The organism is Pseudomonas sp. EL_65y_Pfl1_R83 (assembly GCF_963970695.1).
In the GTDB taxonomy this organism is placed as follows: domain Bacteria; phylum Pseudomonadota; class Gammaproteobacteria; order Pseudomonadales; family Pseudomonadaceae; genus Aquipseudomonas; species Aquipseudomonas tritici.
In genome coordinates, this window is the sequence record NZ_CAXAQI010000002.1 from 385,253 (window position 1) to 409,962 (window position 24,710).

At 59.0% G+C, this 24,710-nt stretch carries 23 protein-coding genes; 6 read left to right on the forward strand and 17 right to left on the reverse strand.

Going from position 1 to position 24,710, the window contains the following annotated elements; translation table 11 throughout:
- Positions 1-3: 3 nt before the first annotated feature.
- From AACY08_RS03935 to minC, 6 genes are all read right to left on the reverse strand, one after another.
- Entirely contained in the window at positions 4-171 is a 168-nt protein-coding gene (locus AACY08_RS03935; RefSeq protein ID WP_339416775.1) for a hypothetical protein, read from the reverse strand.
- A 199-nt stretch (positions 172-370) separates the two neighbouring features.
- On the reverse strand, positions 371-1,660 hold the full coding sequence (locus AACY08_RS03940; RefSeq protein ID WP_339468199.1) for a M18 family aminopeptidase: 1,290 nt from the start codon (positions 1,658-1,660) through the stop codon (positions 371-373).
- A 180-nt stretch (positions 1,661-1,840) separates the two neighbouring features.
- Positions 1,841-2,476, reverse strand: a complete 636-nt coding sequence (locus tag AACY08_RS03945) for an RluA family pseudouridine synthase (RefSeq protein WP_027603908.1) — start codon at positions 2,474-2,476, stop codon at positions 1,841-1,843.
- A 95-nt stretch (positions 2,477-2,571) separates the two neighbouring features.
- Positions 2,572-2,826 carry a cell division topological specificity factor MinE gene (gene minE / locus AACY08_RS03950; protein WP_003175252.1) on the reverse strand — a complete coding sequence of 85 codons (255 nt, stop codon included), beginning with the start codon at positions 2,824-2,826 and terminating at the stop codon, positions 2,572-2,574.
- Between the two features lie 3 nt (positions 2,827-2,829).
- Positions 2,830-3,642 (reverse strand): septum site-determining protein MinD, encoded by an 813-nt coding sequence (gene minD / locus AACY08_RS03955; RefSeq protein ID WP_339416537.1) that lies wholly within the window; start codon positions 3,640-3,642, stop codon positions 2,830-2,832.
- Positions 3,643-3,843: 201 nt separating this feature from the next.
- Positions 3,844-4,581: a septum site-determining protein MinC gene (gene minC, locus AACY08_RS03960; RefSeq protein ID WP_339468201.1), complete on the reverse strand. Its 738-nt coding sequence runs from the start codon at positions 4,579-4,581 to the stop codon at positions 3,844-3,846.
- 118 nt (positions 4,582-4,699) lie between these two features.
- Here minC and AACY08_RS03965 point away from each other — a divergent pair, with 118 nt between their 5' ends.
- Both AACY08_RS03965 and AACY08_RS03970 read left to right on the forward strand, forming a co-directional pair.
- Positions 4,700-5,632: a lipid A biosynthesis lauroyl acyltransferase gene (locus tag AACY08_RS03965; protein WP_339468203.1), complete on the forward strand. Its 933-nt coding sequence runs from the start codon at positions 4,700-4,702 to the stop codon at positions 5,630-5,632.
- Between the two features lie 33 nt (positions 5,633-5,665).
- Entirely contained in the window at positions 5,666-6,814 is a 1,149-nt protein-coding gene (locus AACY08_RS03970) for a patatin-like phospholipase family protein (protein WP_339468205.1), read from the forward strand.
- Positions 6,815-6,858: 44 nt separating this feature from the next.
- Here AACY08_RS03970 and AACY08_RS03975 read toward each other — a convergent pair whose 3' ends face one another.
- The 8 genes from AACY08_RS03975 to puuE all read right to left on the reverse strand — a co-directional run bounded on the left by AACY08_RS03975 (position 6,859) and on the right by puuE (position 14,011).
- On the reverse strand, positions 6,859-7,644 hold the full coding sequence (locus AACY08_RS03975) for an outer membrane protein OmpK (protein ID WP_339468208.1): 786 nt from the start codon (positions 7,642-7,644) through the stop codon (positions 6,859-6,861).
- A 23-nt stretch (positions 7,645-7,667) separates the two neighbouring features.
- Entirely contained in the window at positions 7,668-8,036 is a 369-nt protein-coding gene (locus tag AACY08_RS03980) for a hypothetical protein (protein ID WP_339468210.1), read from the reverse strand.
- Positions 8,037-8,081: 45 nt separating this feature from the next.
- A complete protein-coding gene (locus AACY08_RS03985; protein ID WP_339468212.1) occupies positions 8,082-9,428 on the reverse strand; it encodes a nucleobase:cation symporter-2 family protein in 1,347 nt (448 codons plus the stop codon).
- Positions 9,429-9,610: 182 nt separating this feature from the next.
- On the reverse strand, positions 9,611-10,894 hold the full coding sequence (locus AACY08_RS03990; RefSeq protein WP_339468214.1) for a urate hydroxylase PuuD: 1,284 nt from the start codon (positions 10,892-10,894) through the stop codon (positions 9,611-9,613).
- Between the two features lie 51 nt (positions 10,895-10,945).
- Positions 10,946-11,449, reverse strand: coding sequence for an ureidoglycolate lyase (locus tag AACY08_RS03995; protein ID WP_065873378.1), 504 nt, complete (start codon positions 11,447-11,449; stop codon positions 10,946-10,948).
- An 86-nt stretch (positions 11,450-11,535) separates the two neighbouring features.
- Positions 11,536-12,531, reverse strand: a complete 996-nt coding sequence (gene alc, locus AACY08_RS04000; protein ID WP_339416525.1) for an allantoicase — start codon at positions 12,529-12,531, stop codon at positions 11,536-11,538.
- 41 nt (positions 12,532-12,572) lie between these two features.
- Positions 12,573-13,088, reverse strand: a complete 516-nt coding sequence (gene uraD / locus AACY08_RS04005) for a 2-oxo-4-hydroxy-4-carboxy-5-ureidoimidazoline decarboxylase (RefSeq protein WP_339468216.1) — start codon at positions 13,086-13,088, stop codon at positions 12,573-12,575.
- Positions 13,085-14,011 (reverse strand): allantoinase PuuE, encoded by a 927-nt coding sequence (gene puuE / locus AACY08_RS04010; protein WP_339468217.1) that lies wholly within the window; start codon positions 14,009-14,011, stop codon positions 13,085-13,087. The genes uraD and puuE overlap by 4 nt, the downstream gene beginning before the upstream one ends.
- 386 nt (positions 14,012-14,397) lie before the next feature.
- Between puuE and uraH the strand changes: the two genes are divergently transcribed.
- Positions 14,398-14,751 (forward strand): hydroxyisourate hydrolase, encoded by a 354-nt coding sequence (gene uraH, locus AACY08_RS04015; protein ID WP_339468219.1) that lies wholly within the window; start codon positions 14,398-14,400, stop codon positions 14,749-14,751.
- 154 nt (positions 14,752-14,905) lie between these two features.
- The gene (locus tag AACY08_RS04020) at positions 14,906-20,179 is read left to right on the forward strand and encodes a dermonecrotic toxin domain-containing protein (protein ID WP_339468222.1); all 5,274 of its coding nucleotides are present in this window, start codon (positions 14,906-14,908) and stop codon (positions 20,177-20,179) included.
- Here AACY08_RS04020 and AACY08_RS04025 read toward each other — a convergent pair.
- The 3 genes from AACY08_RS04025 to AACY08_RS04035 form a co-directional block, all read right to left on the reverse strand.
- Positions 20,160-20,801, reverse strand: a complete 642-nt coding sequence (locus AACY08_RS04025) for a LysE family translocator (protein WP_339468223.1) — start codon at positions 20,799-20,801, stop codon at positions 20,160-20,162. The genes AACY08_RS04020 and AACY08_RS04025 overlap by 20 nt on opposite strands.
- Before the next feature lie 74 nt (positions 20,802-20,875).
- Positions 20,876-22,222: an NCS2 family permease gene (locus AACY08_RS04030; RefSeq protein WP_339468224.1), complete on the reverse strand. Its 1,347-nt coding sequence runs from the start codon at positions 22,220-22,222 to the stop codon at positions 20,876-20,878.
- Between the two features lie 169 nt (positions 22,223-22,391).
- Entirely contained in the window at positions 22,392-22,826 is a 435-nt protein-coding gene (locus AACY08_RS04035) for a MarR family winged helix-turn-helix transcriptional regulator (protein WP_314561394.1), read from the reverse strand.
- 81 nt (positions 22,827-22,907) lie between these two features.
- Between AACY08_RS04035 and AACY08_RS04040 the strand changes: the two genes are divergently transcribed.
- Together AACY08_RS04040 and AACY08_RS04045 are read left to right on the forward strand one after the other, a co-directional pair.
- The gene (locus AACY08_RS04040; protein WP_339468225.1) at positions 22,908-24,074 is read left to right on the forward strand and encodes an aminotransferase-like domain-containing protein; all 1,167 of its coding nucleotides are present in this window, start codon (positions 22,908-22,910) and stop codon (positions 24,072-24,074) included.
- Between the two features lie 10 nt (positions 24,075-24,084).
- The gene (locus AACY08_RS04045; RefSeq protein WP_339468227.1) at positions 24,085-24,687 is read left to right on the forward strand and encodes a glutathione S-transferase family protein; all 603 of its coding nucleotides are present in this window, start codon (positions 24,085-24,087) and stop codon (positions 24,685-24,687) included.
- The last annotated feature ends 23 nt before the right edge of the window (positions 24,688-24,710 follow it).

The window sequence follows — 24,710 nt, forward strand, 5'->3', positions numbered from 1 at the left end:
TTGTCATTCGGCCAGTTTGGCGAGGATCTTGTACACCACGGTGCCCAGGATCAGCAGCATGCCGACCCACATACCAAACACGCCGAGGGGTTTTTCGCGAAAATTGAAGCCCACGGCCAGCATCATCATGCCGATCAGAATCGGGATAAGCATGGCGTGGAAAGAGGACATGGAGATCATGGTGCGACGGCCTTGTCGGAGTGGAAATACTGACAAGTCTAGGTCGGATTATGGGAAGTTGGGTTGATGCGTGTCAGATAGCGTTGGGAGTGTTTGAAGTCGCCATCGCAGGTAAGCCAGCTCCCACACTTGATTTGCGAATACCTTCAAGTGTGGGAGCTGGTTTGCCTGCGATGGGCGCGCCTCGGTATCAGGGCAAATCACGACTCGCGTAAAACGCACCCAATACCTTCACCAAATGCGCCAGGTCATGGCTGCCGCACAGCTCACGAATGGAATGCATGGCAAACGTCGGCAGGCCGATGTCCACGGTGCGCACGCCCAGGTGGCTGGCGGTGATCGGGCCGATGGTGGAGCCGCAACCCATGTCGCTGCGCACCACAAAGCTCTGCACCGGCACTTCCTGTGCCATGCACAGGTGACGGAAGAACCCCGCGGTTTCGCTGTTGGTGGCGTAGCGCTGGTTGCTGTTGACCTTGATCACTGGGCCCGCGTTGAGCTTGGGGCCGTGATTGGCGTCGTGCTTCTCGGCGTAGTTTGGGTGTACGCCGTGGGCGTTGTCCGCAGACACCAACAGAGATTTCTGAATGGTGCGTACGAATTCATCACCTTCTGGCAGCAGGCGACGCAGGGTCTGTTCCAGCATCGGGCCATCCGCGCCGCACGCCGAGCAGGAGCCGACTTCTTCGTGGTCGTTGCACACCAGCACGCAGGTTTCATCGGTCTCGCTGGTGAGCAAGGCTTGCAGGCCGGCGTAGCACGACAGCAGGTTGTCGAGGCGCGCGCCGGCGATGAAGTCACCGTTCAGGCCAATCACGGCGGCGCTTTGGGTGTCGTAGAAGCTCAACTCGTAGTCCAGCACTACGTCGGCGTTCAGCCCGTGTTCCCGTGCCAGTTGCTCAGTGAGCACGGCACGGAAGTCCACGCGCTCGTCACCGGCAAATTGCGCGAGGATCGGCGGCAGCTCGGTCTGGGCATTGATCGCCCAACCTTGGTTGGCTTCACGGTTCAGGTGAATGGCCAGGTTGGGGATGATGGCGATGGGCAGCTTGAAATCAATCAACTGGCTTTCGACCTTGCCGTCGCGGCGGAAGGTCACGCGGCCAGCCAGGGACAGATCACGGTCGAACCACGGCGCCAGCAGTGCACCACCATAGACTTCCACCCCCAACTGCCAGAAACCCTGGCGTTGCAGCTCCGGCTGTGGCTTGACGCGCAGGCAGGGGCTGTCGGTGTGGGCGCCGACCAGGCGAATACCGCCCTGTAGCGGCGAATGGCGGCCAAGCTTGAAGGCAATGATCGAGGAATCGTTGCGGGTCACGTAATAGCGCCCGTTAGCTTCGGTGGTCCAGGTCTCGCGCTCGTCGAGACGCTGGAAACCGGCCGCTTCCAGGCGCTGGGCCAGGGCGGCAGTGGCATGAAAAGGAGTAGGGGAGGCCTTGAGGAAGTCGATCAGGCCTTGATTCAACGCTTCGCGCATAAGTAGCTCCAGACAGCAGTGCGCGGAGTTTACCGTATTGGTTTAACTCGGTGGCGAGAACTGATGCAGATCTGAATGTGAGAGCGGGCTTGCTCGCGAAGACGTCAGCCCAGCAAACATTGATGTTGACTGGCCCACCGCTTTCGCGAGCAAGCCCGCACATGTGATTGGGTTTGCAGTCTAAAACGGCGCGGGGCACTCGAAGCGCAGACGCTCGCCGCTTTGCGGATGCGTGAAGCTCAGCATGCTCGCGTGCAGGCACAGGCGCGGCCAGGCAGCCAAGGCTTGTTCGTGGGCATAAAGACCATCACCGAGCAACGGGTGACCAATCGACAGCATGTGCACACGCAACTGGTGCGAACGCCCGGTAATCGGCGTCAGCTCGACGCGGCACCAATCGCCGCAACGTTCCAGCACTTTCCAGAAGGTCAATGCATGCTTGCCAAACTCGTGGTCGACCACATGGCGCGGCTTGGTCGGCGGGTCGTAGCGCAGGGGCAGGTCGATGCTGCCGCTGTCCAGTTCCGGTTGGCCCCAGGCCAGTGCGGTGTAGGCCTTTTCGGTTTCGCGGTCGTGAAACTGGCGGGACAGTTCGCGGTGGGTATCGGCGTCCCGTGCCAGCAGAATGATCCCCGAGGTTTCCCAGTCCAGTCGATGGACGATGCGGGCTTCGGGATAGCCGTTTTCCTGCAGGCGGGTGATCAGGCAGTCCTTGTTGTCATCGGCACGGCCAGGCACCGAGAGCAGCAGGGTCGGCTTGTTCACCACCAGGACAGCGTCGTCCTGATGGAGGATGTGGATAGTGGACAACGGCATTAAACAGCCTCGCAACAAACGCCAACGGCGGCTCGCCCACCCGGCCCTTAAAAGGGATCAGGGTGATCGAGCCGCCGTGGCGGCCGCCTTTTCGATTAACGATCAGGCAGGGTGATATTGAGTTCCAGAATTGAGCAGCTGCCGTCATTTTCCAGGGCGACATGCACGTCATCGTTGCCGATATTGACGTACTTGCGGATGACCTCGACCAGTTCCTTCTGCAAGGCTGGCAGATAATCCGGCGTGCTGCGTTGGCCGCGTTCGTGCGCCACGATGATCTGTAGACGCTCTTTCGCTACCGACGCGGTACTTGGCTTTTTGTTGGCGCGAAAGAAGTCGAGAAATTTCATTGTTTAGTTGCCTCCAAAGATACGCTCGAAGAATCCCTTCTTCTTTACATCGAGGAAGCGGTGTTCCACGGTCTTGCCCAGCAAGCGATCGACGGCATCACTGTACGCCTGGCCAGCGTCGCTCTGGTCGTCAAGAATTACCGGAACACCTTGGTTGGAAGCCTTCAGGACTGCCTGGGATTCTGGAATTACGCCCAGCAGGGTCACTGCGAGGATGTCCTTCACGTCTTCAACACCGAGCATTTCGCCGTTGCTGACGCGCTCAGGGTTGTAACGGGTGAGCAGCAAGTGTTCCTTGATCGGGTCTTCGCCTTTTTCGGCGCGCTGGGACTTGCTGGCCAGCAGGCCGAGCATGCGGTCCGAGTCACGTACCGAGGAGACTTCCGGGTTGGTCACCACGATGGCCTCATCCGCGAAGTACATCGCCAGGTGAGCGCCGGTTTCGATACCGGCCGGCGAGTCGCAGACCACGTATTCGAAGGTTTCCTTCAGCTCGGCAAGGACTTTGCCTACGCCTTCTTTAGTCAGCGCTTCTTTGTCGCGAGTCTGGCTGGCGGCCAATACGTACAGGTTCTCAAGGCGCTTGTCCTTGATCAGGGCCTGTTGCAGGTTGGCTTCGCCGTTGACCACGTTGACAAAGTCATACACCACGCGGCGTTCGCAGCCCATGATCAGGTCGAGGTTACGCAAACCGACGTCGAAGTCGACGATAACTGTCTTGTGGCCGCGCAAGGCGAGGCCGGTACCGATAGCGGCGCTGGTGGTGGTCTTACCCACACCACCCTTGCCGGATGTAACCACGAGAATCTTGGCCAAGGTGTTTCACCCCTAAGGAAAAAGGACTTTTCGGTCCCTGAAAAACATCTCTTGGAACTCGCCGCAGGCGGACAGCCTTTGCAGGAAAAAGATGTGGTTTCCGCTGGGGAAACGCCAACTTCCAATTATTCCTACTCAAGTATTGCCGGTTTCGCTGTGCTATCAGAGTCTAGAGATGCTTGGAAAATGCGGCAGTATCCGTTAAAGACGGATGATGTTCAACACATCGCCCGACAGGTTGATCTGCACCGAAGCTCCCCACAGTGGATCACGGCGCAAATCTTCTGAAACCTTGTACTGGCCTGCGATTGACACTAGCTCTGCGGTCAACTGCTGGCAAAAAATACGCGCCTTGGTATCGCCCTTGATGCCGGCGAGGGCACGTCCGCGCATCGGGCCGTATACATGGATGTTGCCATCGGCAAGAAGTTCCGCCCCCGGGCTGACCGAGGAGATCACTACAAGGTCACCTCCCTGGGCGTAAATCTGCTGCCCGCCGCGTACGGGCGAGGTGATGATCTTTGTCGGCTTGATCGTCGGCTCCGGTGGGTTTTCCGGTTTTTTCTTCTCTTCACCGACCAATGGTTCAAGCGGTCGCTCGCGCGCGCCGGACGGTGGCAGTACTGGCAGTTCAATGGCGATAGCCGCAGCAATGTCTTCAATGCGGCTGGCGCGAATCGCCAACGTGCGCAGGCCATGGGAGCGACAGACGCGCATCAGGCCGGGCAGATCGATACTGCCTTGGCCGGCGGGCAGTTTGTCCAGCGCCAGCACCAGCGGGGCGTTATTGAAAAAATTCGGCGCCAGGGCGACCTTGGCGGCCAGCTGGCGGTCCAGGGCCTCGAGGTCGTTACGGGCGAGTTCCAGCACGGTGATGGCGAGCATGCTGCCTTTCAGCTGGAACACGGGATCTTGGTCTAGCGGTTCGGTTTGGCTCATGGTCGGCAAAGCGGCTTGTCACGAAAAGTGTCGAGACTTATAACGAGAACACTCACCCGCCGCAAGCCGAGTCGAACCGTTGTAGAATGCGCGGCCCTTGTCTTTACCGGAATCTGTAATGGATCGCCCGCGTTTTCGAGCTGTTTTTTTTCACCCGCGCTTTTGGCTGTTATGGCTGGGGCTCGGCCTGCTGTGGCTGATTACCCAACTGCCATACCGCGCGCTGCTGACCATTGGTCGCCTGCTGGGTGCTGGCATGTACCGCGTGGCGGGCGAGCGTCGCCGTATCGCCGCGCGAAACCTGGAACTGTGCTTCCCGGAAAAATCCGCTAAAGAGCGTAAACATTTACTCAAGGAAAACTTTGCCTCCACCGGCATCGCCTTCTTTGAGATGGCCATGAGTTGGTGGTGGTCGCGCCAGCGCTTAGCGCGCCTGGCCCATGTCGAAGGCCTGGAACACCTCAAGCAGGCCCAACTGGATGGCAAGGGTGTGATCCTCATGGCCCTGCATTTCACCACCCTGGAAATCGGCGCGGCGCTGCTTGGCCAGAAGCACACCATTGATGGCATGTACCGCGAGCACGGCAACCCGTTGTTCGACTACATACAGCGCCGTGGCCGTGAACGTCACAACCTCGATTCCCTGGCCGTGGAGCGTGAAGACGTGCGCGGTATGCTTAAGCTGCTGCGCGCTGGCCGCGCCATCTGGTACGCACCGGACCAGGACTACGGCGCGAAGCAAAGCATCTTTGTGCCGCTGTTCGGCATCCAGGCTGCCACCGTGCCCGCCACCAGTAAGTTCGCCAAGCTGGGCAAGGCGTTGGTCGTGCCGTTCACTCAACAGCGCCTCGTCGATGGCAGCGGTTACCGCCTGGTGATCCACCCGCCGCTGACTGACTTCCCTGGCGAAAGCGATGAAGTCGACTGCCTGCGTATCAACCAGTGGGTCGAAGCCTCGGTGCGTGAATGCCCTGAGCAATACCTGTGGACCCATCGCCGCTTCAAGAGCCGGCCACCGGGTGAACCCAAGCTTTACGAAAAACGCCGCTGATAAGACTGTTTTTTCCCCACATGGAGTGACGCAATGCGCCCAGTTGAACCGGTTACAGGCTTGATTCTTTCCGGCGGCGGGGCGCGAGCGGCTTATCAGGTGGGGGTGCTGGCGGCCATTGCAGAGTTGTTGCCGCCGGGGGCACCGAATCCTTTTCCGGTGATCGTCGGCACCTCGGCCGGCGCGATCAATGCGGTGAGCCTGGCCAGCGGCGCCATGGACTTCAGGGCCGCGATCCAACGTCTTACCGCCTTCTGGCAGGGCTTTCGTAGCCACCTGGTGTTGCGCAGTGATTGGCCGGGGGTGATTCGCCAAGCGAGCCGCTTCTTTATCCACAGTCTGCTGGGCCTGGGTGCCCGGGTGCCGGTGGCCTTGCTCAACAGCTCACCGTTACGCGACCTGTTGCAAGAGCGCTTGAACCTGGACGGCATCGACGAGGCCATCCGGCATAAACATCTGCACGCGGTAGCCGTGACGGCCTTTGGTTATGAGTCCGGGCAAGCGGTGACCTTTTATCAAAGCGGCGGCACCATCGACGCCTGGTTGCGCCATCGCCGTATCGGCATGCCCACTCAGTTGACCGTTGAACACCTGCTGGCCAGTTCGGCGATCCCTTTGCTGTTTGCGCCGGTCAAACTCGACCACGAGTTCTTTGGCGACGGCGCAGTGCGGCAATCGGCGCCCATCAGCCCGGCCCTGCATTTGGGCGCCAATCGCGTGCTGGTGGTCGGGGTCAGCGGTAACCCGCGTGGCAATGAACCGGCCGTGCAACGCACCTACACCGGCCAGGAGCCGACTCTGGCGCAGATCGGCGGGCACATGCTCAACAGCACGTTCATTGACAGCCTGGAAAGCGATATCGAATTGCTGGAGCGCTTGAATCAGTTCAGCCATTTCCAGCCGGCCGACAGCGCGGCTCAGGGCCTGGCGCCGGTTGAAGTGCTGGTGATTGCGCCCAGCCAGCCCATTGATGAGATCGCCGCGCGGCATCGCCAGGAATTGCCGGCGGCGTTGCGCTTGTTTTTACGCGGGCCGGGGGCGACCAAGACCAGCGGGGCAGGGGTGTTGAGTTACTTGCTGTTCGAGGCGGGGTATTGCAGCGAGTTGATTGAACTGGGGCGGCGGGATGCGTTGGCCAAGCGTGAGGAAATCACCCGGTTCCTCGGGTTGCCTCCGGTCTGAATGTGGGAGCGGGCTTGCTCCCACATAGGTTATGCGGTTAACGATCAGAAGTGATACTTGACCAAGAAGCTCGCCGTATCCTGCGTCGTCTTGAACGCACCCGAATCTTCAATCCCGTACTTGTTCTTCCAGTAGTCGTATTCAAAACCGACATACAACTGCTTGTCGCCCCAGTGCAGTGCCTTGCCCAAGTCATATTTGACCTGTGGGTTGAAGTGCAGGTTGGCGTGGTAAGTGCCACGGGCATTCTTGTCGTTGTCCACGACCCAGTCCATGAAGCCGTCGATCAACACGTCGGAGTTGCCCACCGGGATCGTGTACGACCAGACCGGCGTGATCTGCCAAACGCCATCACCCGGGCGATTGCCTTCGGTCTGGCGCTGGTAGAAGTTCAGCTGGAAGTAGTCGAAACCCGGAATGTTCAAATCGAAGCCAGGACCGACGAGGTACGATTCATTATCGCCTTCACCAAACTCGTAAGTCATCGCCAGCAATACATCCTTGATCGGACCAAAGGACAGGTCCTTGTCGAGAATCTTGCCAAACGACAAACGCGGGCTGAACTCGCCGTAATAAGTATTCGGGCCGACGTTGCCATCTTCCTTGCCGTTATAAAAGATGCGGTCGAGGAAGAAGAAGTTGTCGCCGTACTTCCAGGCATCGGCATGTTCGAACGTGACGGTTTGCTGGATCTGCGGGTTGACGGTGAAGCGCTTGCCCCACAAGTAAGTCAGGCTGTTGTTCTGCCACTGCAACAGGTCACCGGCCACGGCTTGGCCACCGGCCAGCAGGGATCCCGCCAGCATCAGGCCTTTGAACATAGGTTTCATTCGGTTGCTCCCGAGTTAAAGTTTTATGGTTTTTCTTCTACGCAGGCGCTCTGGTGTGGCGCCTTTTGGTCAGCTGCAAAAATCGTCTGTTCGGTCAGCTTTAGTGCAGTTAGCAAGAGCTGCGCCAAGGTGTTTGAAAAGCCAAAAAATCCCCGTCGGCTGCAGGGGATGCAGTCGAATTCAGGGGGCTTTTGCGCACGTTGGCCGAAGACATAAGGCCAGGATAAGTTGGCCTTGCAGTCAGCTTTTACAGTCGCTGTTTTTTTTTGAGTCGATTCGAGCGGGCGCGGAGAATACTGGCTCTTATGCCTGGGCTCAAGTGCGCTGTAACAGAGCGCGTGGGGCGAGAATGGGGCACGGCTTGTGGCCGGCCCCGGGTGAATGGCGTGCATGTCGTGGTCCCCAGTTTCGTTATTGTTTTTGTAAGAACGAAGGAATCAATGCGTAGGGGCGACGGCAGATCGTTCAGACCCGCCGAGGATGTTGAACAGGATATTCAGCGACAGCGCGCTGAGGGTGGCCATGGCGATGCCACTGTGGGTAATCGGGCTCATCCACAGCGGTAGTTGCGCGAAGAATTCCGGGCGCACCACCGGGATAAGGCCCATGCCGATACTCACCGCCACCAGCAGTTGGTTGCGACGGTCGGCGATATCGGCTTCCTGCAGGATTTTGATCCCGGTGGCCGCGACCATGCCGAACATGGCAATCGCCGCACCACCCAGCACCGCCGCAGGAATCGACGCCACCAGGTAAGCGGCTTTGGGTAGCAGGCTGAGCACAATAAGGAAGGCCCCGGCCATGATCGTCACCGAGCGGCAACGCACGCCGGTCATCTGCACCAGGCCGATGTTTTGTGCGAACGAAGAGTGGGTGAACGTGTTGAAGAACCCGGCAAAGAACGACGCGCCGGCATCGCACAACAAACCACGGCGCAGCATCTTCGGCGTAACGTCCTGGCCGGTGATCTTGCCCAGCGCGAGGAACATCCCGGTGGATTCGACAAAGATGATCACCACCACCAGGCACATCGACAGGATAGGCGCCAACTCGAACGTAGGCATGCCGAAGTGCAGCGGTGTCACCACTTGCACCCACGGTGCCTGGGCCAGGCCGCTGAGGTCGACCATGCCAAGCAGGCCGCACAAGGCGTAACCCAGGCCCATGCCGACCAGTACCGAAATGTTCACCCAGAAACCGCACATGAAGCGGTTGATCAACAAGATGGTGCCCAGTACCAGCGCAGCAATCGCCAGGTAGATCGGCGAACCAAATGTTGCAGCGGCACTGCCGCCCCCGGCCCAGTTCACGGCGACCGGAAAGAGTGAGAGGCCAATCGCGGTGATCACGGTGCCGGTCACCAAGGGCGGGAAAAAGCGCACGATCTTGGACATGAATGGCGCGATCAACATACCGAAGAACCCGGCGGCGATGGTCGCGCCGAAGATACCCTGCAAGCCGATACCGGGCATGCCGGCCATGGCGACCATGCTGCCGACAGCGGCGAAACTGGCGCCCATCATCACCGGCATGCGGATGCCCACCGGGCCGATGCCGAACGACTGCACCAGCGTGGCAATGCCGGCTACCAGCAGGTCGGCGTTGATCAGGAAAGCGATTTCTTCACGGCTTAAGCCGGCGGCCTGGCCAATGATCAGGGGCACGGCGACGGCGCCGCCGTACATCAGCAAGACGTGTTGCAGGCCTACCAGAATCAGTTGCAAGAGGGGCAGCCGCACCATCGCGGGCACGGCAGGAATCTGCGGTTCGACTAACTCGGTCATGCAACACCTCGGATCTTTTTTATTTTTGTGTTGTGTGGAACGCACTCTTCAAAACACTGCAGGTCTCAAGTGTGGGAGCTGGCTTGCCTGCGATAGCAGTGTGTCAGTCACCGGATGAGTTGCTGACTCACCGCCATCGCAGGCAAGCCAGCTCCCACATTGATTCTGTGTGAATCAGTCGGTTAGTTGGTACGCGCCCCCTGGTTGATCCAAGTACCAATCAAATCCCGCTCCTGCTGGGTCATCTGGGTGATGTTGCCCAGCGGCATGATCTGGCTCGCCACGGCTTGCGCTTGAATACGCGCGGCCTGCTGCTGGATCTGCGCCGGTGTATCAAACATCACCCCGGCCGGAGCAGTGCTGAACAGCGGGCTGGTGGGCTTGGCCGAATGGCACACGGTGCAGCGCTGTTCGATCACATGGTGAACCTGGCCAAAATCCGTGGTGGCCTGGGCGGGCACGGGCTCAGCAGCCGGAGCAGCAGGCGCGGCGGGCTTCAAGCCGCCACCCAATGCCGTTTCCGGCAGCGGCTGGTACTCAATGGCCGCCGGTGCCTTGGCCACTTCGGCGACGGGCTTGGGACCGGTCACATACGCCAGGCAAATCATCGCCAACGCACCCACCGGCAAGGTCCACGCGTACTTCTGGCTGTTATGCCGGGTGTTGAAGTAGTGCCGCACCAACACCGCCGCCACCGCGATGCCCGCCAGGATCAGCCAGTTGTATTGGCTGCCGTAGGTGCTCGGGAAGTGGTTGCTGATCATGATGAACAGCACTGGCAAGGTGAAGTAGTTGTTGTGACGCGAACGCAGCAACCCTTTGGCGGGCAGTGCCGGATCCGGCGTGCGGTTTTGCGCGATAGCCGCCACCAGCGCGCGTTGCGCCGGCATGATGATGCGGAACACGTTACCTACCATGATGGTGCCGATTATCGCGCCAACGTGCAGGTACGCACCGCGCCCGCTGAACACCTTGCTGAAGCCATAGGCTGCCGCAATCAACAGCACAAACAGGATAAAACCAAGCAGGGCAGGGCGTTTGCCCAGGGCCGAGTCGCAGAGGAAGGAGTAGATGAACCAGCCGGCGAACAGTGAGCCAATGCCCAGCAATACGCCTTCGGTGCCGCTGAGCGTGCTGCCGGGGGCGAGCAGGTACAGCGTCGGGTTGAGGTAGAACACCACGCACAGCAGCGCGACACCCGACATCCAGGTGAAATAGGCTTCCCATTTGAACCAGTGCAGGTTGTCCGGCATGGTCGGTGGGGCCAGTTTGTATTTTTCCAGGTGGTAGATACCGCCACCGTGGATCGCCCACAAGTCACCGGCCAGTCCGTTTTTGGGGTTGACGCGGTTGAGGTTGTTTTCCAGCCAGACGAAGTAGAAAGAAGCGCCGATCCATGCGACGCCAGTGATCATATGAACCCAGCGCACGCTCAGGTTCAGCCATTCCAACAGATGTGCTTCCACAGTCTTTACCTCTCGCCTGTCACCCTTGTTGTCGGGTGATCCGGCCTTCTCTTATTGGTGGGGGGCGAGGATCAACCGCTCATCCTCTTCAAAAAAATGCTCATCGCAGTTATTGCCTGTGCCACTGCGATCAACCACCAGGAAGTCATCCCGCTTTTCGATCGTCAGCACCGGGTGGTGCCAGACGCCGCGATGGTAATTAATGCCCTGCCTGCCGTTGGTGACGAAGGCGCGGACCAAACCTGATACAGGTGCATCGCCAAGTGGCGCGACCACGATCAGAAAAGGGTTGCCGAGCAGCGGTATGAACGCCTGACTGCCCAGCGGGTGTCGTTCCAGCATGCACACGGTCAGCGGCATGTCCTGCGCGTCGGCGCGGAAGATGCTGATGATCGCGTTGTCCTCAGGCTGTGCGGTTTCGACCGTCGCCAGCTTGTGAAAGCGCATGGTCGACCCGTTGTTGATCATGAAGTGATCGCTGCCATCGGTTTCGATAACGTCTCCGAAAGGGGCGAAGGCTTCTTTGGTCAGGGGTTCGATCATCAGTGTGCGCATGGCTGTCTCTTATCCGAATGCTGTGTTGTTGGTTCTGCTTGCTTTTGTATGAGCGGGGCAAGCCCGCTCACTAGAGGTTTCAGCGTTTACTTCGAAACTTTACCGAGTACGCGCAAGCGACTCACACCACCATCCGGGAACACATTCAGGCGGATGTGGGTAATCGGCCCCAGTGCCTTGATCTGCTCGGCGAAGGTGTGTTCGGCGTGCATTTCCAGCTTCTGCGCCGGCAGCAGTTCGCGCCAGAACAGTGATTGGGTTTCGATCTGGCTGTCGGTCCCGCCCTTCACGAACGCGCCCTGGATCGAGCATGTGTCCGGGTAGTTGCCCTTGAAGTGCAGGGTGTCGACGATGATCTTCTCGATCGCGCCTGGGTGGCCCAGGGCGACGATCACCCAGTCATTGCCCGGTGTACGACGACGTGCGGTTTCCCAGCCGTCGCCCATGTTGATGCCACGGCCTGGGTTGAGGATGTTGCTCATGCGGCCGAAGTGTTCATCGGAGCACGCCAGCGCGCGACCTCCGTTGAGCGCCGAGGCCAGGTCGACTTGTTCGTTGTCGCCGACCGAGGACCAGTCGCGGAATGGGATGCCGTACACACGTAGACGCGCCACGCCGCCATCCGGGTAGATGTTGAAGCGCAGGTGGCTGTAGGCCTGGTCGTTGTTGATCTCGTGGTAGTGGTGGCTGTTGCCTTGCAGCTCGACGGCCGACAGCACTTCCACCCACTGGGTGTTTTCGTCCGGGTCGCCCGAGGCCAGGAAGCAGGCTTCCAGCGACGCCGACGGCGGGTAGTTGCCGGTGAAGAATGAGGTGTCGATGTCCACGCCCTTGATCGAGCCAGGTACGCCCAGGCGAATGACCGCGCTGTCGTAGCCTTCGAAGCGCTTGCGGCGTGACTCCCAGCCGTCCATCCACTTGCCGTTGTCATCGAAAACGCCCTCCTTCCACACGGCCGGGGTCGGCTGGAACAGGCGGTTGGCGTCAGCGAACCAGTCATCGGTCACCGAAAGGATCTTGGTGCCCAGACGGGCGTCGGCCAGGTTGACGAACTTCTCGAAAGGTACGGCGTAAGCTTTCATTCTTCTTGTCTGCCTTAGATAGAGTGGCTGGGGATGGTCGTTTAGAGGGTCAGTAATCGGAGCAACGCGATCTTGTTGATCTCGGCCAGTGCGCAGTTGAACTCGGCGTCTGCCGAATGGTGGATGCGTGTTTCGAACGCGGCCAGGATCTGATGCCGGTTGCTGCCTTTTACCGCCATGATGAAGGGAAACTTGAACGTGGCCTTGTAGGCGTCGTTCAGCTCGGTGAAGCGTGAGAACTCTTCGGCCGTGCATTGGTGAATACCCGCGCCGGCTTGTTCATCGGTGCTGGCTTGGGTCAGTTGGCCCTGGACGGCGGCTTTGCCGGCCAGGTCCGGGTGAGCGTTGATTAGGGCCAGTTGACTGGCCTGATCGGCGCTCAACAGGATATCGCTCATGCGCTGGTGCAGGGTTTCGATCTCGTCGATCGAAGCGTCCTGGCCCAGGTCGAAGGCCTTCTCGGCTACCCATGGCGAATGTTCGTAGATGTCGGCGAAGGCGGCGACGAATTCATCGCGACTCAGGGTCGACGGCTTAAGGGTTTGGAACGCGGTCATTTCGCTGCTCCCGTGTACGGGTGGGTTTCGTGCCAGTGACGGGCAATGTCCACGCGGCGGGTGAACCACACGTGTTCGTGACCTTTGGCGTACTCGAGAAACCGCTTCAACGAAGCCAGGCGCGCAGGGCGGCCGATCAGGCGGCAATGCAGGCCGATGGAAAGCATCTTCGGCGCCTCGTCCCCTTCGGCGTAGAGTACGTCGAAGGCGTCCTTGAGGTATTCGAAAAAGTCATCGCCCTTGTTGAAACCCTGCACCTGGGTGAAGCGCATGTCATTGGTGTCCAGGGTGTAGGGGATCACCAGGTGCGGCTTGCCGGTAGGGTTGTTAGGTTCCCAATAGGGCAGGTCGTCGTCGTAGGTGTCGCAGTCATACAGGAAACCGCCTTCCTCCATCACCAGCCGGCGGGTATTCGGGCCAGTGCGCCCGGTGTACCAGCCCAATGGGCGCTCGCCGGTGAGTTCGGTGAGGATGCGGATGGCTTCGAGCATGTGCTCGCGCTCCTGGGCCTCGTCCATGTATTGGTAGTCGATCCAGCGGTAGCCGTGGCTGCAGATTTCGTGACCGGCCTCGACCATCGCGCGGATCACGTCCGGGTGACGCTGGGCGGCCATGGCCACGGCGAAGACGGTCAGTGGAATATCGAATGCTTTAAACAGCTTGAGGATGCGCCACACGCCGGCGCGGCTGCCGTATTCGTACAGCGACTCCATGCTCATGTTGCGCGCGCCTTGCAGCGGCTGTGCCGAAACCATTTCCGACAGGAAGGCTTCAGACTCTTTGTCACCGTGCAAAATATTGCGCTCGCCGCCTTCTTCGTAATTGAGTACGAAAGACAACGCGATGCGCGCCTTGCCCGGCCAGTGGGGGTGAGGAGGGTTACTGCCGTAACCGATCAGGTCGCGTGGGTAGTCAGCGCTCACTGCAGTCTTCCTTCTTGTGCGTGATCATTCATGTGGCGGCCGGGCAGTGAAAAGACTGGGTGGCGTCACAGCGATGAGTGATTGTATACAACTTATCGGCAACTTTGTAAGCCTGCATTTCTGCATTTTTTCCGCAGGGCTCTGTGTAAAGGGTGTAGCAAGAAACTTGCCTGACTGGTCAGCTAATGGACAAAAGGTCTTTTAAAAGCAAGGATTACCCATCGATCAGTCTGTCGAGCATCAGCGACGTGCTGATCCAAAGCTTTGTGATTTTTATTGTGTACAATTTTTTTAAAAAGTGTCTTAATCAGCCATCGCCGGCTTTTTCGATGCCCTGAAAAAGTGCGGATCACTCTTCTACTGACCACGGGAGGCGCGTAGACGCCATGGGACGCTTGACCACACACGTTTTGGACGCCGCACACGGCTGCCCCGGCAGCGCGATCAAGGTTGAACTGTATCGCGTCGAAGGCACTCTGCTTGAGCGGGTCGCTACCACCGTGACCAACAGCGACGGCCGCTGCGACGCACCATTGCTGCAAGGCGACGACTACCGCAGCGGTGTCTACCAGCTGCAATTCAGCGCCGGTGATTACTACCGCGCCCGTGGCGTGCAATTGCCTGAACCGGCGTTTCTCGATGTGGTGGTGTTGCGTTTTGGCATCAGCGCCGAACAGGATCACTACCATGTCCCACTGTTGATTTCGCCTTACAGCTATTCCACCTACCGCGGTAGCTGAGCGTCACCTCGCTTCACACCCCCAAAGCTCTTCGTTGGTTTTTCGCCCGCCCACACTGCGGGCTTTTTTTGCCTGCAATGGGCTCAATTATCTAGCGTCTTCTGACCGCCTGCGTTGCTTAGGCTGGGTGTTTTCCTCCACGAGAAGAAACACCATGACCTCGGCCACCGAAAGTCAGTCCGCTCCTCCCGTTTCCAGCCCTTCGTCCGACATCGACGGCATTGACGACGCCAGCGATGCCAGCGATGCCGAAGAGGCCTGCGAAGCTGAGTTACGGGCCATTCGTAACCTGTTGAAGGTGCGGGTTCGCACCTCTACCCATCCCAGCCGCCTGATCAATCAGATTTGCCTGACCGACATGCGCTGCAGCGAGTCGGCGCAGACGCTGACACATCTGCTGGGGCGCTCGCCCAAAATCTTGAAGGTGATTCGCGCCGAGCTATACAAAGCGTTCAAGGAGGAACCGGATGATCTGATGTTTACCGTACCTGCGAAGGACGGTGAGCCCGAGAAAGTCGACAGCCTGACAAGTCGTGCATTGTCGTTGCTTTTTGAGCCCTGGACGGCTGCCAGTGTTTGTGCGTCAACCACGCTGACCATCAAAGGAAAGCCCGGCTCTCGATTGACATTGACACCGTTGGAAGCCCTTCAACGGGTGGTCGCGATGCGGCTTTATGAGCGATTAATCCACGCGGCCGCTAACTATTGGGACACCTTGGCATACGGTTCCTGGCGCACGCGCCGGGAGCGCTGGGTAGCGTTGCACGAGGAACTCTTCGCCGCCCGTGCCTTGATCGCGCGGCAACTGGATGAGCTGTCGAGTACCGGAATGGCCATGGTTCAGGCCGTGATTGATGCCCCTAGCGCGCCGGCGCGCCAGGTCGCGGGTGGTGATTGGGCCTATGTGCGAGTGGGCCAGTTACTCTGGCCGGGTACACCTGCGATGGTGATTCCAGGTGCCCTGCATATCTATCGCGAGGGTGACCCCAGTGGTGTGTCGCATATCATTTACCTGCCGGGTGTGGCCCGCAATCTCTACGAGTACCCTTCCTTCGTCGCGCTTCAGTGCGGTGTGCTGGAGCTGAGCAAGTCGCGGTTTGACGTGCTCTGGCAATGCTTGCCTTTAAATCGTCGCCACGTGTTATGCCGTCCTGCGGACTTGTCCGCGGCGTCCAGCGTTGTGCGTGGCCAGGAGATTCTGGAGGATGCGTTGGCGCTGGGGGCGCAGGAGTTGCTGATGCAGCAATGGAATAACGAGTTGGCCTGCGTTTCGGTGATCTATCACCAGCACGTATTTGCCAAAGAGCGGCCGCAGCCACTTGATGCAGGTTCCTTTCTCAAGTACGTGGAGGGCAACAGGAAAAGACTGGTCGGAGGGGCTCGGCTCGGCGAGCTGCGTGACGAATTGCTCGATTGGGACCACCAGCGACGGAGCACAGAAATTATCTTTGCCAGTATCGCGTCCGGTTTGGCGCTGCGCACCGCAGAGCAGCAGATCAAGCGTTACGAAAAAGGCATGGTCGCGCTGCTGGATCCGGATGATCCAAGCGCCGAGACACCGGCGTATCAGGAGGTCGTCGCATGGGTGAGTCAACTCAAGGTTCACGCCCAAACCTTGAATGCATTGTCGCAGGGTGCCGGGCAACGCTTGCTTCACGTTGATTTTTGGTCTGAGCGCCCAGGTGGGGAGGGGACGCCCAGGCGGGTTGTGTCGTTTATGCACGCCCAAACCGAGGCCTTGCGCTGCGAAGTGCAGTTGCAACACAGGCTTAAGTTGCTGAGTACGGCGCATCGTGACTTGATGATTGAAGTGGTGGAGCAGCCTTTGCCCGCCCGGCGTCCGGACAGTCAAACCCAGGTGCTGTCGATTGCCATCGGCAGCGAGCTGGATGCCTTTTACTCGCTCCATAACATTTGGGTGGTTACGACCGCCGCGGCGGTGAGAGTCCCGCTTCGCCAGCTACCCGTGGTGCTGTACGCCTTCGGAGAGGAGGGCGGGGTGATGGCTTTTGCCGGGCTGGACGCCCTCACCCGAAGTGTCAAAGCCAGTCTCGTCAGTCGGGACGATTCCGTGCTGTGGAGCTGTGTCGCGCGCGATAAGCGCAACAACTTACGCACACATGCGGTGCGTGAAACCTTAGAGGTGCGCTACGTGCCCATCCCAGGTAAACCGGCATTGGCCTCCCTCAAAAAGCGCCTTGGGACCTGTGATCGCTTGTACAAAAGCACCGATCACATCACGCGTATTTTCAGTGAGGTCAAGGATGTCGACTTGAGCCGTGCGCTGCTGTTGACTGAGCTGGAACAACACCTGCAGGTTCCCTTCAATAGCGCCCTGAGCCGCGCGCAGGCGAATATTGAGTTGCTGCGCAACGTCGCACTTGAGGCGAAAAAACTGCCGGGATGGTTAGCGGGGGCCACGCGTGCGCAGCGCAGACACTTCAGGCGCTCGAAGAAGCTTTACATGAGCAGCACCTGGGCATTTTTAAGCCGGCTGGAACAACGTCTACCGGACTTGAACACCTATGCCCGCCAGGCGTTGACCGCCCGGTTGCGTGACGAGGGGATCTCCTTGGGGATGCAGATAGACGAGCCCTTTATGGCGATGTCCGGTGATATCCATGGCACGTATTGTGATCATAAAGAGGCTTGCCTCTTGAAAGATCCGCAAAAGATACTGCCCCCCTCGTCGTCGTGCAGAGCCTTCAGTCTATTGGAGCTGGCGCTGCACAACCTGGACCCGTTGGCACCTTGGACGCAATATAAGTTAAACCGTGCTTGCCCTTTGCGATGGACGTGGCCAGACAGTCTTTCGACTGGCCGTTTGAGGCAAATCGTATCTTCGCTGGATGTAGGCGGCCGGTACGACGCATTGATCAATAAGGTGTTTTATCCATCTGCTAATCCCAGCAACTCGCTCAGCAAAGGACGCATTCCCGAGTTATTGAATCGCGCGCTGCGTGGGGGTGTTGAGCATCATCTGTTTTCAGCGATTCAACACGGGCTGTCGGCGAACGCCCAAAGCGTATTCAGTACTGCAATGGCCGCACGGACACCGCAGGATCTGATGACGAACCCGCATGAGTTACACCTGCACGTGGTTCATTTGGTGGGACATACGATGCAGCATGATCGCTATGTCGCAGGGATAGTGGTCGTGCAAGACAAGCGTTCGCAGCTTTGCGTGGTCTATTGGCCCCAGGCCCCCCTCGCCATGGTGCTCACTGAGTACAGCAACCTTGAAAAGGCCGGGGCTGAATTGAACCGTCTGTGCGCATTGCCCGATAACGTTAAGACGCTGGCACGCCAGGTCGCACCCGGCTGGGCCTTTCAGGCAAAGCACCAGTCCCCGTTCGAACCAACGGCCTTCAACATACTTGATGTGCTTCCTGGCAGTTCCCTCGTGAGAGGGATTTGGCGGTTGACCCGCCTGCTGCGCGTCAAGCATCTGGAACCGTCGCTGTTACTTGATGAGATTGAAGAACAGGTGCTCGAGCAGATTGCCAGTGATCCAGGGGATTGGCTGGCGATTGTCGCCACGTCCAACTGCAATGCCCAGGCGTTGCTGTACCACGGCAAAGTGCACGAGTTGCAACGCCAGGCACAGGCCGCCAGTTACTCCAATAAAGCGCTGAAGGAATATCGAATCCGCCGCCTTCGCGACGATAGCTTGGCCAAAACACGGATGGTGTTAAGTATCTTCATTCCCGTACTCGGAGTGTCCAGTGACATCTATGAGTTGTACGTTGCAGCGCGCCGTTACAAGCGTTATGGCGATCCCAGTGATAAGCGCGTGTTGGCCGATACGATTAAATTTTTTATGGTCAATCTGGTAATGACGTTCTTACCCGGCCCCAAGAGGGCGGGTGTTGCGGGGGCTTCCGCTATACGGTCGGCGCTGCCCCCGGCTTTGGGGCGGATACGCCGCTGGCGGGTGGAACCGAGCGGTGGTCCCCGTTCGGCGTCATCCGTGAGGCAACTTCCGGCCCTGGAGCGTTTCAAGACTGCATCGGTGCCGGAGGGGGCTGTGGCGTTGAAGGGGCCGGGTCGGGAAGGTGTCTACGTCAAAAATGGAGGGCTATTTGTGGCGGATGACACACACCATTATCCGGTTTACAAACGGGGCAGTGAGCAAGGGTTTCGTCTGAAAAACCAGCAGTCGCCGGGTCAGGACGAATTGATTCTGGATATCCACCAGTCCAGGGAGTGGTTACTCGGCGCAGACGCGCCGCAACCGGTGGCGGGAACGAGTTCAAGCATGCCTGGCCCGTGGACAGCTCCGGTACCACCGTCGCCGGACTGGTCGCCGCCCTTAGTGCGCACGGCGACGGAAGACTGGATTAAGAAAACCGTCACGGCACCCTCTGATGGGCTGCAGTGGCGTATGCAAACTCCGAATGTTGACCAAATGATCGTGCTCGCGCCTGATGTGTATCACATTCCGATGGATTCCCGAGGTTTTGCCTGTAATGTACTGCGAGACGCCCCGGCTGGCGCGAGTTTGGCTGATCCGTCAAGTGCTTATTACAGGTTGCTCCCTCAAGGTAATCAAGCGCCTTTGGACGGCATTGTATTTATCATGAAGGATGAACCGTTGGTGTCATTGGCCAGCGTTGATCTCGAGCGTTGGACCAGCACCGCGCGGCTCGAACAGCCTATTGCGGCCTCACGCACTTCGACGAACGACTGGGTGTTCCATACACCTCTATTCAACAAGCCATTGGCGGAGTCTGTGGGGGATGCATTTCCTGACATGACCATCAAAAGCCGGGATTTCACTGTCGCAAGGCTGATTGAACGGGCGGATCCGAGCCGCTCTGCAACGGCGACTCATCTGCTCAACGTTCGTACGACGTTGGACGGTTGGTTACCACCACTGCCTGCCAGCCCCGGTCAAACGGATGACTTGCTGAGGATGTTGCGGTATTCCCATAGGAAGAAAGGCACGGTGTTCATCGGTTTCGACGGTAAAGCGCCCGGCTTTACTCGTGTCGACTTTCAGGCGATGGGGTTGGATCCTTCGTTGCGGCCCAGTCGCGCGGGGCGCTGGGTTGAGCGAAACGATGCGCAGTATGCGGCCGTCAGGCAGGTGCTGGAGCGGCAGGGTTTCAGTGTCAATGAGCTGCGCAAAAAGCGAGGTAGCCGGTTCACGCGCGATTTTATCGCGACGCATACGTCCTCCGATCAGAACCCGCTGTACTACGTGACAGTCCAGTGGGCCGAAAAAGGGGTTATCACGTTGCATGAAAGGTTGACGGATGGTTGGTTTAATCGAGCCATTAGCCGATCTCCAAATTTGAGCGCGCTTGCGCAAGTCAAAAGTGCCATGGAGGACGGGCGATTGATCCGGATCGCAGCAGGCATTCAATGGCCCGTCCGGGGTACGGTTCCTCCCAGTGTTTATTTCGTCAAAGTGAGTCCATTCTGACCTTCATCAACGACATCATGCCCGCACCGCCAAACAATCCCGCACTGACACGGTTGAACCAGCTTTGGCCTTTGCCGCTGCGCAGGTAGCGGGCGGCGCCATGGGCGCTCAAGCCATAGGCCAGTTTGCAAAACAGGTCGAGCCCTGTCCAGGTGGCGATCATTACCAGTAGTTGTGGCAGGAACGGCTGCTCGCCGTTGAGAAACTGGGGCAGGAAGGCGGCGAAAAACAGAATGTCCTTTGGGTTGCTGGCGCCGAGGACAAAGGCGCGGCCAAACATTGTGCGAAAGCGGGGCGTGGCAGCCGACTGCGGAACTTCGGCGCCATGGGCCGGTTGCCGCGATTGCTGCCAGCTCTGCCAGGCGAGATAAAACAGGTACAACGCGCCAACGATCTTCAAGGCGCTGAACAGTTGCTCGGAAGCCAGTAACAACGCACCCAAACCCAGCGCCGAGGCGCTGAGCAGGCATATCGAGGCAAACACCCCGCCAAGGAACGCTGGATACGAGCGGCGCAGCCCATAGTTGAGGCTGTTGCTGATCATCAGCAGGGACAGTGGCCCTGGTATGAGGATCACCACCAATGCTGCGCCGCTGAACAGTAGCCAGGTTTCAATCGTCATTTCATTCCTCCAGTAGTCAGCGGCAAGCCTGGAGCTGCAAGGTAAACGCTTGCTGCTGAAAACTGGCCGCTATTTCATAGAAATACAAATTTGGCGATAAAGATCGCGCACAGCACCCACAGGCTGACAGAAATCTCGCGGTACTTGCCGGTGCCGGCCTTGAGCGCCACATACGTGATAAAGCCCAAGGCGATACCGTCGGCGACCGAGAAGGTCAGCGGCATCATGATTGCGGTGACAATCGCCGGGATGCTGTCAGTGGCTTCATCCCAATTGATATGGGCCATGCTCGCCATCATCAGCATCGCGACATAAATCAGCGCACCCGCCGTGGCATACGCTGGAATCATCCCCGCCAGTGGTGCAAAAAACATCGCCGCCACAAACAGGATGCCCACGGTCACGGCGGTCAGCCCGGTACGCCCGCCAGCGGCCACGCCGGCAGCACTTTCCACGTAGCTGGTTACCGGTGGAACACCCACCATGGCTCCGAATACGCTGGAAGCACTGTCGGCTTTCAACGCACGGGACAGGTTATCGATCTTGCCATCGGCATTGACGAGGCCGGCCCGCTGCGCGACGCCCATCAGTGTACCGGCAGTGTCGAACATGTGTACAAAAAGAAATGCAAATACCACGCTTATCATGCTGACATTGAATACACCTTTTACGTCCATGGCCATCCAGGTCGGCGCCAGGCTCGGAGGTGTGGCAAGAATGCCATTGTAGTGCACCAGGCCCAGGCCCCCACCCGCCAGCGTCACAGCGATGATGCTGATCAGGATCGCGCCGAACACGCGGTGGTAGCTGAGGATCGCGGTCAGCAGGAAGCACACAGCTGCCAGCAGTGGCGCGGGCTCGTGCAACGAACCGAGTTTGATCAAGGTCGCGGGACTGTCGACGATGATGCCCGCCGTCTTCAGGCCGATCACCCCGAGGAACAGGCCTACACCCGCGCCCATCGCATGGCGCAAGCTGACGGGGATGCTGTTGAGCAGCCATTCGCGCACGCGGGACAGGGTCAGGCCCATGAACAGAACGCCGGAAATAAACACTGCGCCCAGCGCAGTTTCCCAGGTGTAGCCCATGGTGCCGACCACGGTGTAGGTGAAAAACGCGTTCAAGCCCATGCCCGGCGCCAGGCCGACCGGCCAGTTGGCGTAGAGGCCCATTAACAGGCAGCCCAGCGCGGCGGCGATGCAGGTGGCGACGAATGCCGCGCCGTGATCGATGCCGGCGTCGGCCATGATGTTCGGGTTGACGAAAATGATGTAGGCCATGGTGATAAAGGTGGTGAGGCCGGCGATCAGCTCGGTCTTCACTGTGGTGCCATGCAAGCGCAGCTTAAACAGGCGTTCCAGCCAGCCGGTGCGGGTGGGTTGCAGGTCCAGGGGTGAGGCTTCGGATTTGCGGCTATCCACAGCGAGTACTCCTCAAGCATTTTATTGTTATGGCCAGCGCTTAGGCGCTGTGAGGTGCTGGCGGGTTTGTTGACCAATAGGTCAGGAACTCGCACGAGGCGAATTATGCTTTTGTATACAAATAAAGCAAATAATGTTTTCGATAAGCTGGGTAAAAGTGGATGAAAGGCTAGTTCACGGCACTCAGCGCCTGGTTCACCGCTAGCCATCCGGCCACGGCTTCAGCCCCCGCGTCACTGAAGGCGCGTTGCAACAACTTCACCTGTTCGCGGCGCAGTGATTGCTCAAAACGCAGGCCTTCTTCAGTGAGCTCCAGCAGGCGTTTGCGCTTGTCGGTTTCTGACGCGACGCTGTTGACCAGATGCATTTCCTGCAATTGGCGCAGGGGCATGTTCAGCGCCTGCTTGCTCACACCGAGCAATTCCAGCAGTTCCTTCACGCTCAAGGCGGGGTAGCGCGCGATAAAAAACACAATGCGCTGGTGCACGCGGCTCAGGCCTCGACGTTCGAGCATTTCGTCGGCTTTGGCGGTGAAGGCCTGGTAGCCGAAAAAGAACGCCTCCATGGCCTCTTGTTGGCGGGTCTGGTTTTTAAGGTCAAGCATGTTGACGTATCCACTGAAGTTGTCGTAATTTCGGTCAACCAGTTTGACGTATTTAACGCGATCTTCGCTACCGGTGACCCCATGGCCTTCTCTGAACGTGTTACGCGCCTTAAAAGCTCCCTGATCCGTGAAATCCTCGCGGCAGCCCAGCGCCCGGAAGTGATGTCGTTCGCCGGGGGGCTGCCGGCCGAGGCCATGCTGCCAGCATTGAACTGGGATGACATGCCGCTGAACATCGGCCAATACGGCATGAGCGAAGGCGAGCCACAATTGCGCGAGTTGCTCGCCGCCGAGGCCCGCGCCCTTGGCGTGCCGTGCCAGGCCAGCCAGGTGCTGGTGGTCAGCGGTTCCCAGCAAACCCTGGACCTGGCGGCGAAGCTGTATATCGACAAAGGCACGCAGATCCTGTTGGAAGGCCCGACCTACCTGGCTGCCTTGCAGATCTTCCAGCTGTTCGGCGCCGATTGCCTCACCGTGTCATTGGAAGCCGATGGCCCCGACCTGGCCGCTCTGCGGGTCAACCTTGAACGCCACCGTCCGGCGTTCATCTACCTGATCCCGACGTTCCAGAACCCGTCGGCCGTGCGCTACAGCGACGCCAAGCGCGCCGCCGTCGCCGCCTTGCTCGATGAGTTTGGCGTGACCCTGATCGAAGATGAGCCCTACCGCGAACTGACGTTCGACGGCGGCAGCGCCACACCGATTGTCGGACGCCTGAAAAAAGCCAGTTGGATCTACACCGGCACCGTGTCCAAGACCCTGTTGCCGGGCCTGCGCGTTGGCTACCTGATTGCCAGCCCGGACCTGTTCCCGCACCTGCTCAAGCTCAAGCAGTCGGCGGATTTGCACACCAACCGCGTCGGCCAGTGGCAAGCGATGCAGTGGATCGGCACGGAGAAATACCAGCATCACCTGGTGGAACTTCGCAGCTTTTACCGCGAGCGTCGCGATGCGTTTCAAGCCGCATTGGAACGTCACTTCGCCGATCTGGCCGACTGGCAAGTGCCCCAGGGTGGATTATTCTTCTGGCTGACCTTGAAACAGCCGCTCGACACCCGCACCTTGTTGGCTCAAGCGCTCGATCAGAACGTCGCGTTCATGCCCGGTGAGCCGTTCTTTTCCGAGCCGGACCAGCACCACGGTTCGCTGCGACTCAATTTCAGCCATATCGACCCGGGCCGCCTCGACGAAGGTCTCAAGTGCCTGGCCGCGGTGGTCCGTCAAGCACAGCACGCGCAAGCGGCATAAGGGGAGCCCCATGTACAAGGTTTATGGCGATTACAAGTCGGGCAACTGCTACAAGGTCAAATTGATGCTCGGCCTGCTGGGCATCCCGTATCAATGGATCGATGTCGATATCCTCAACGGCGATACCGAGACCCCCGAGTTCCTGGCCAAGAACCCCAACGGTAAGATCCCGGTGCTGGAACTGGAAGACGGCACCTGCCTGTGGGAGTCCAACGCGATTCTCAACTTCCTCGCCGATGGCAGTGAGTTCCTGCCCACCGAGCCGCGCCTGCGCACGCAAGTGCTGCAGTGGCAGTTCTTCGAGCAATACAGCCACGAGCCGTACATTGCAGTGGCGCGGTTTATCCAGTTTTACCTGGGACTTCCCGAGGATCGTCTGGAGGAATACAAAAAACTGCACAAAGGCGGCTACAAGGCACTCAAGGTGATGGAGCGCCAGCTGCAGTTGACGCCTTACTTGGTGGGCGACCAGTTCTCCATCGCCGATGTGGCGCTGTATGCCTACACCCATGTGGCGAATGAAGGTGGGTTTGACCTGGACGCTTATCCGGCCGTGCAGGCGTGGTTGAAGCGAGTGGCCAGTCATCCTAAGCATGTCGCCATGTTGAGCTGATTCACTCGGTCAAAATGTGGGAG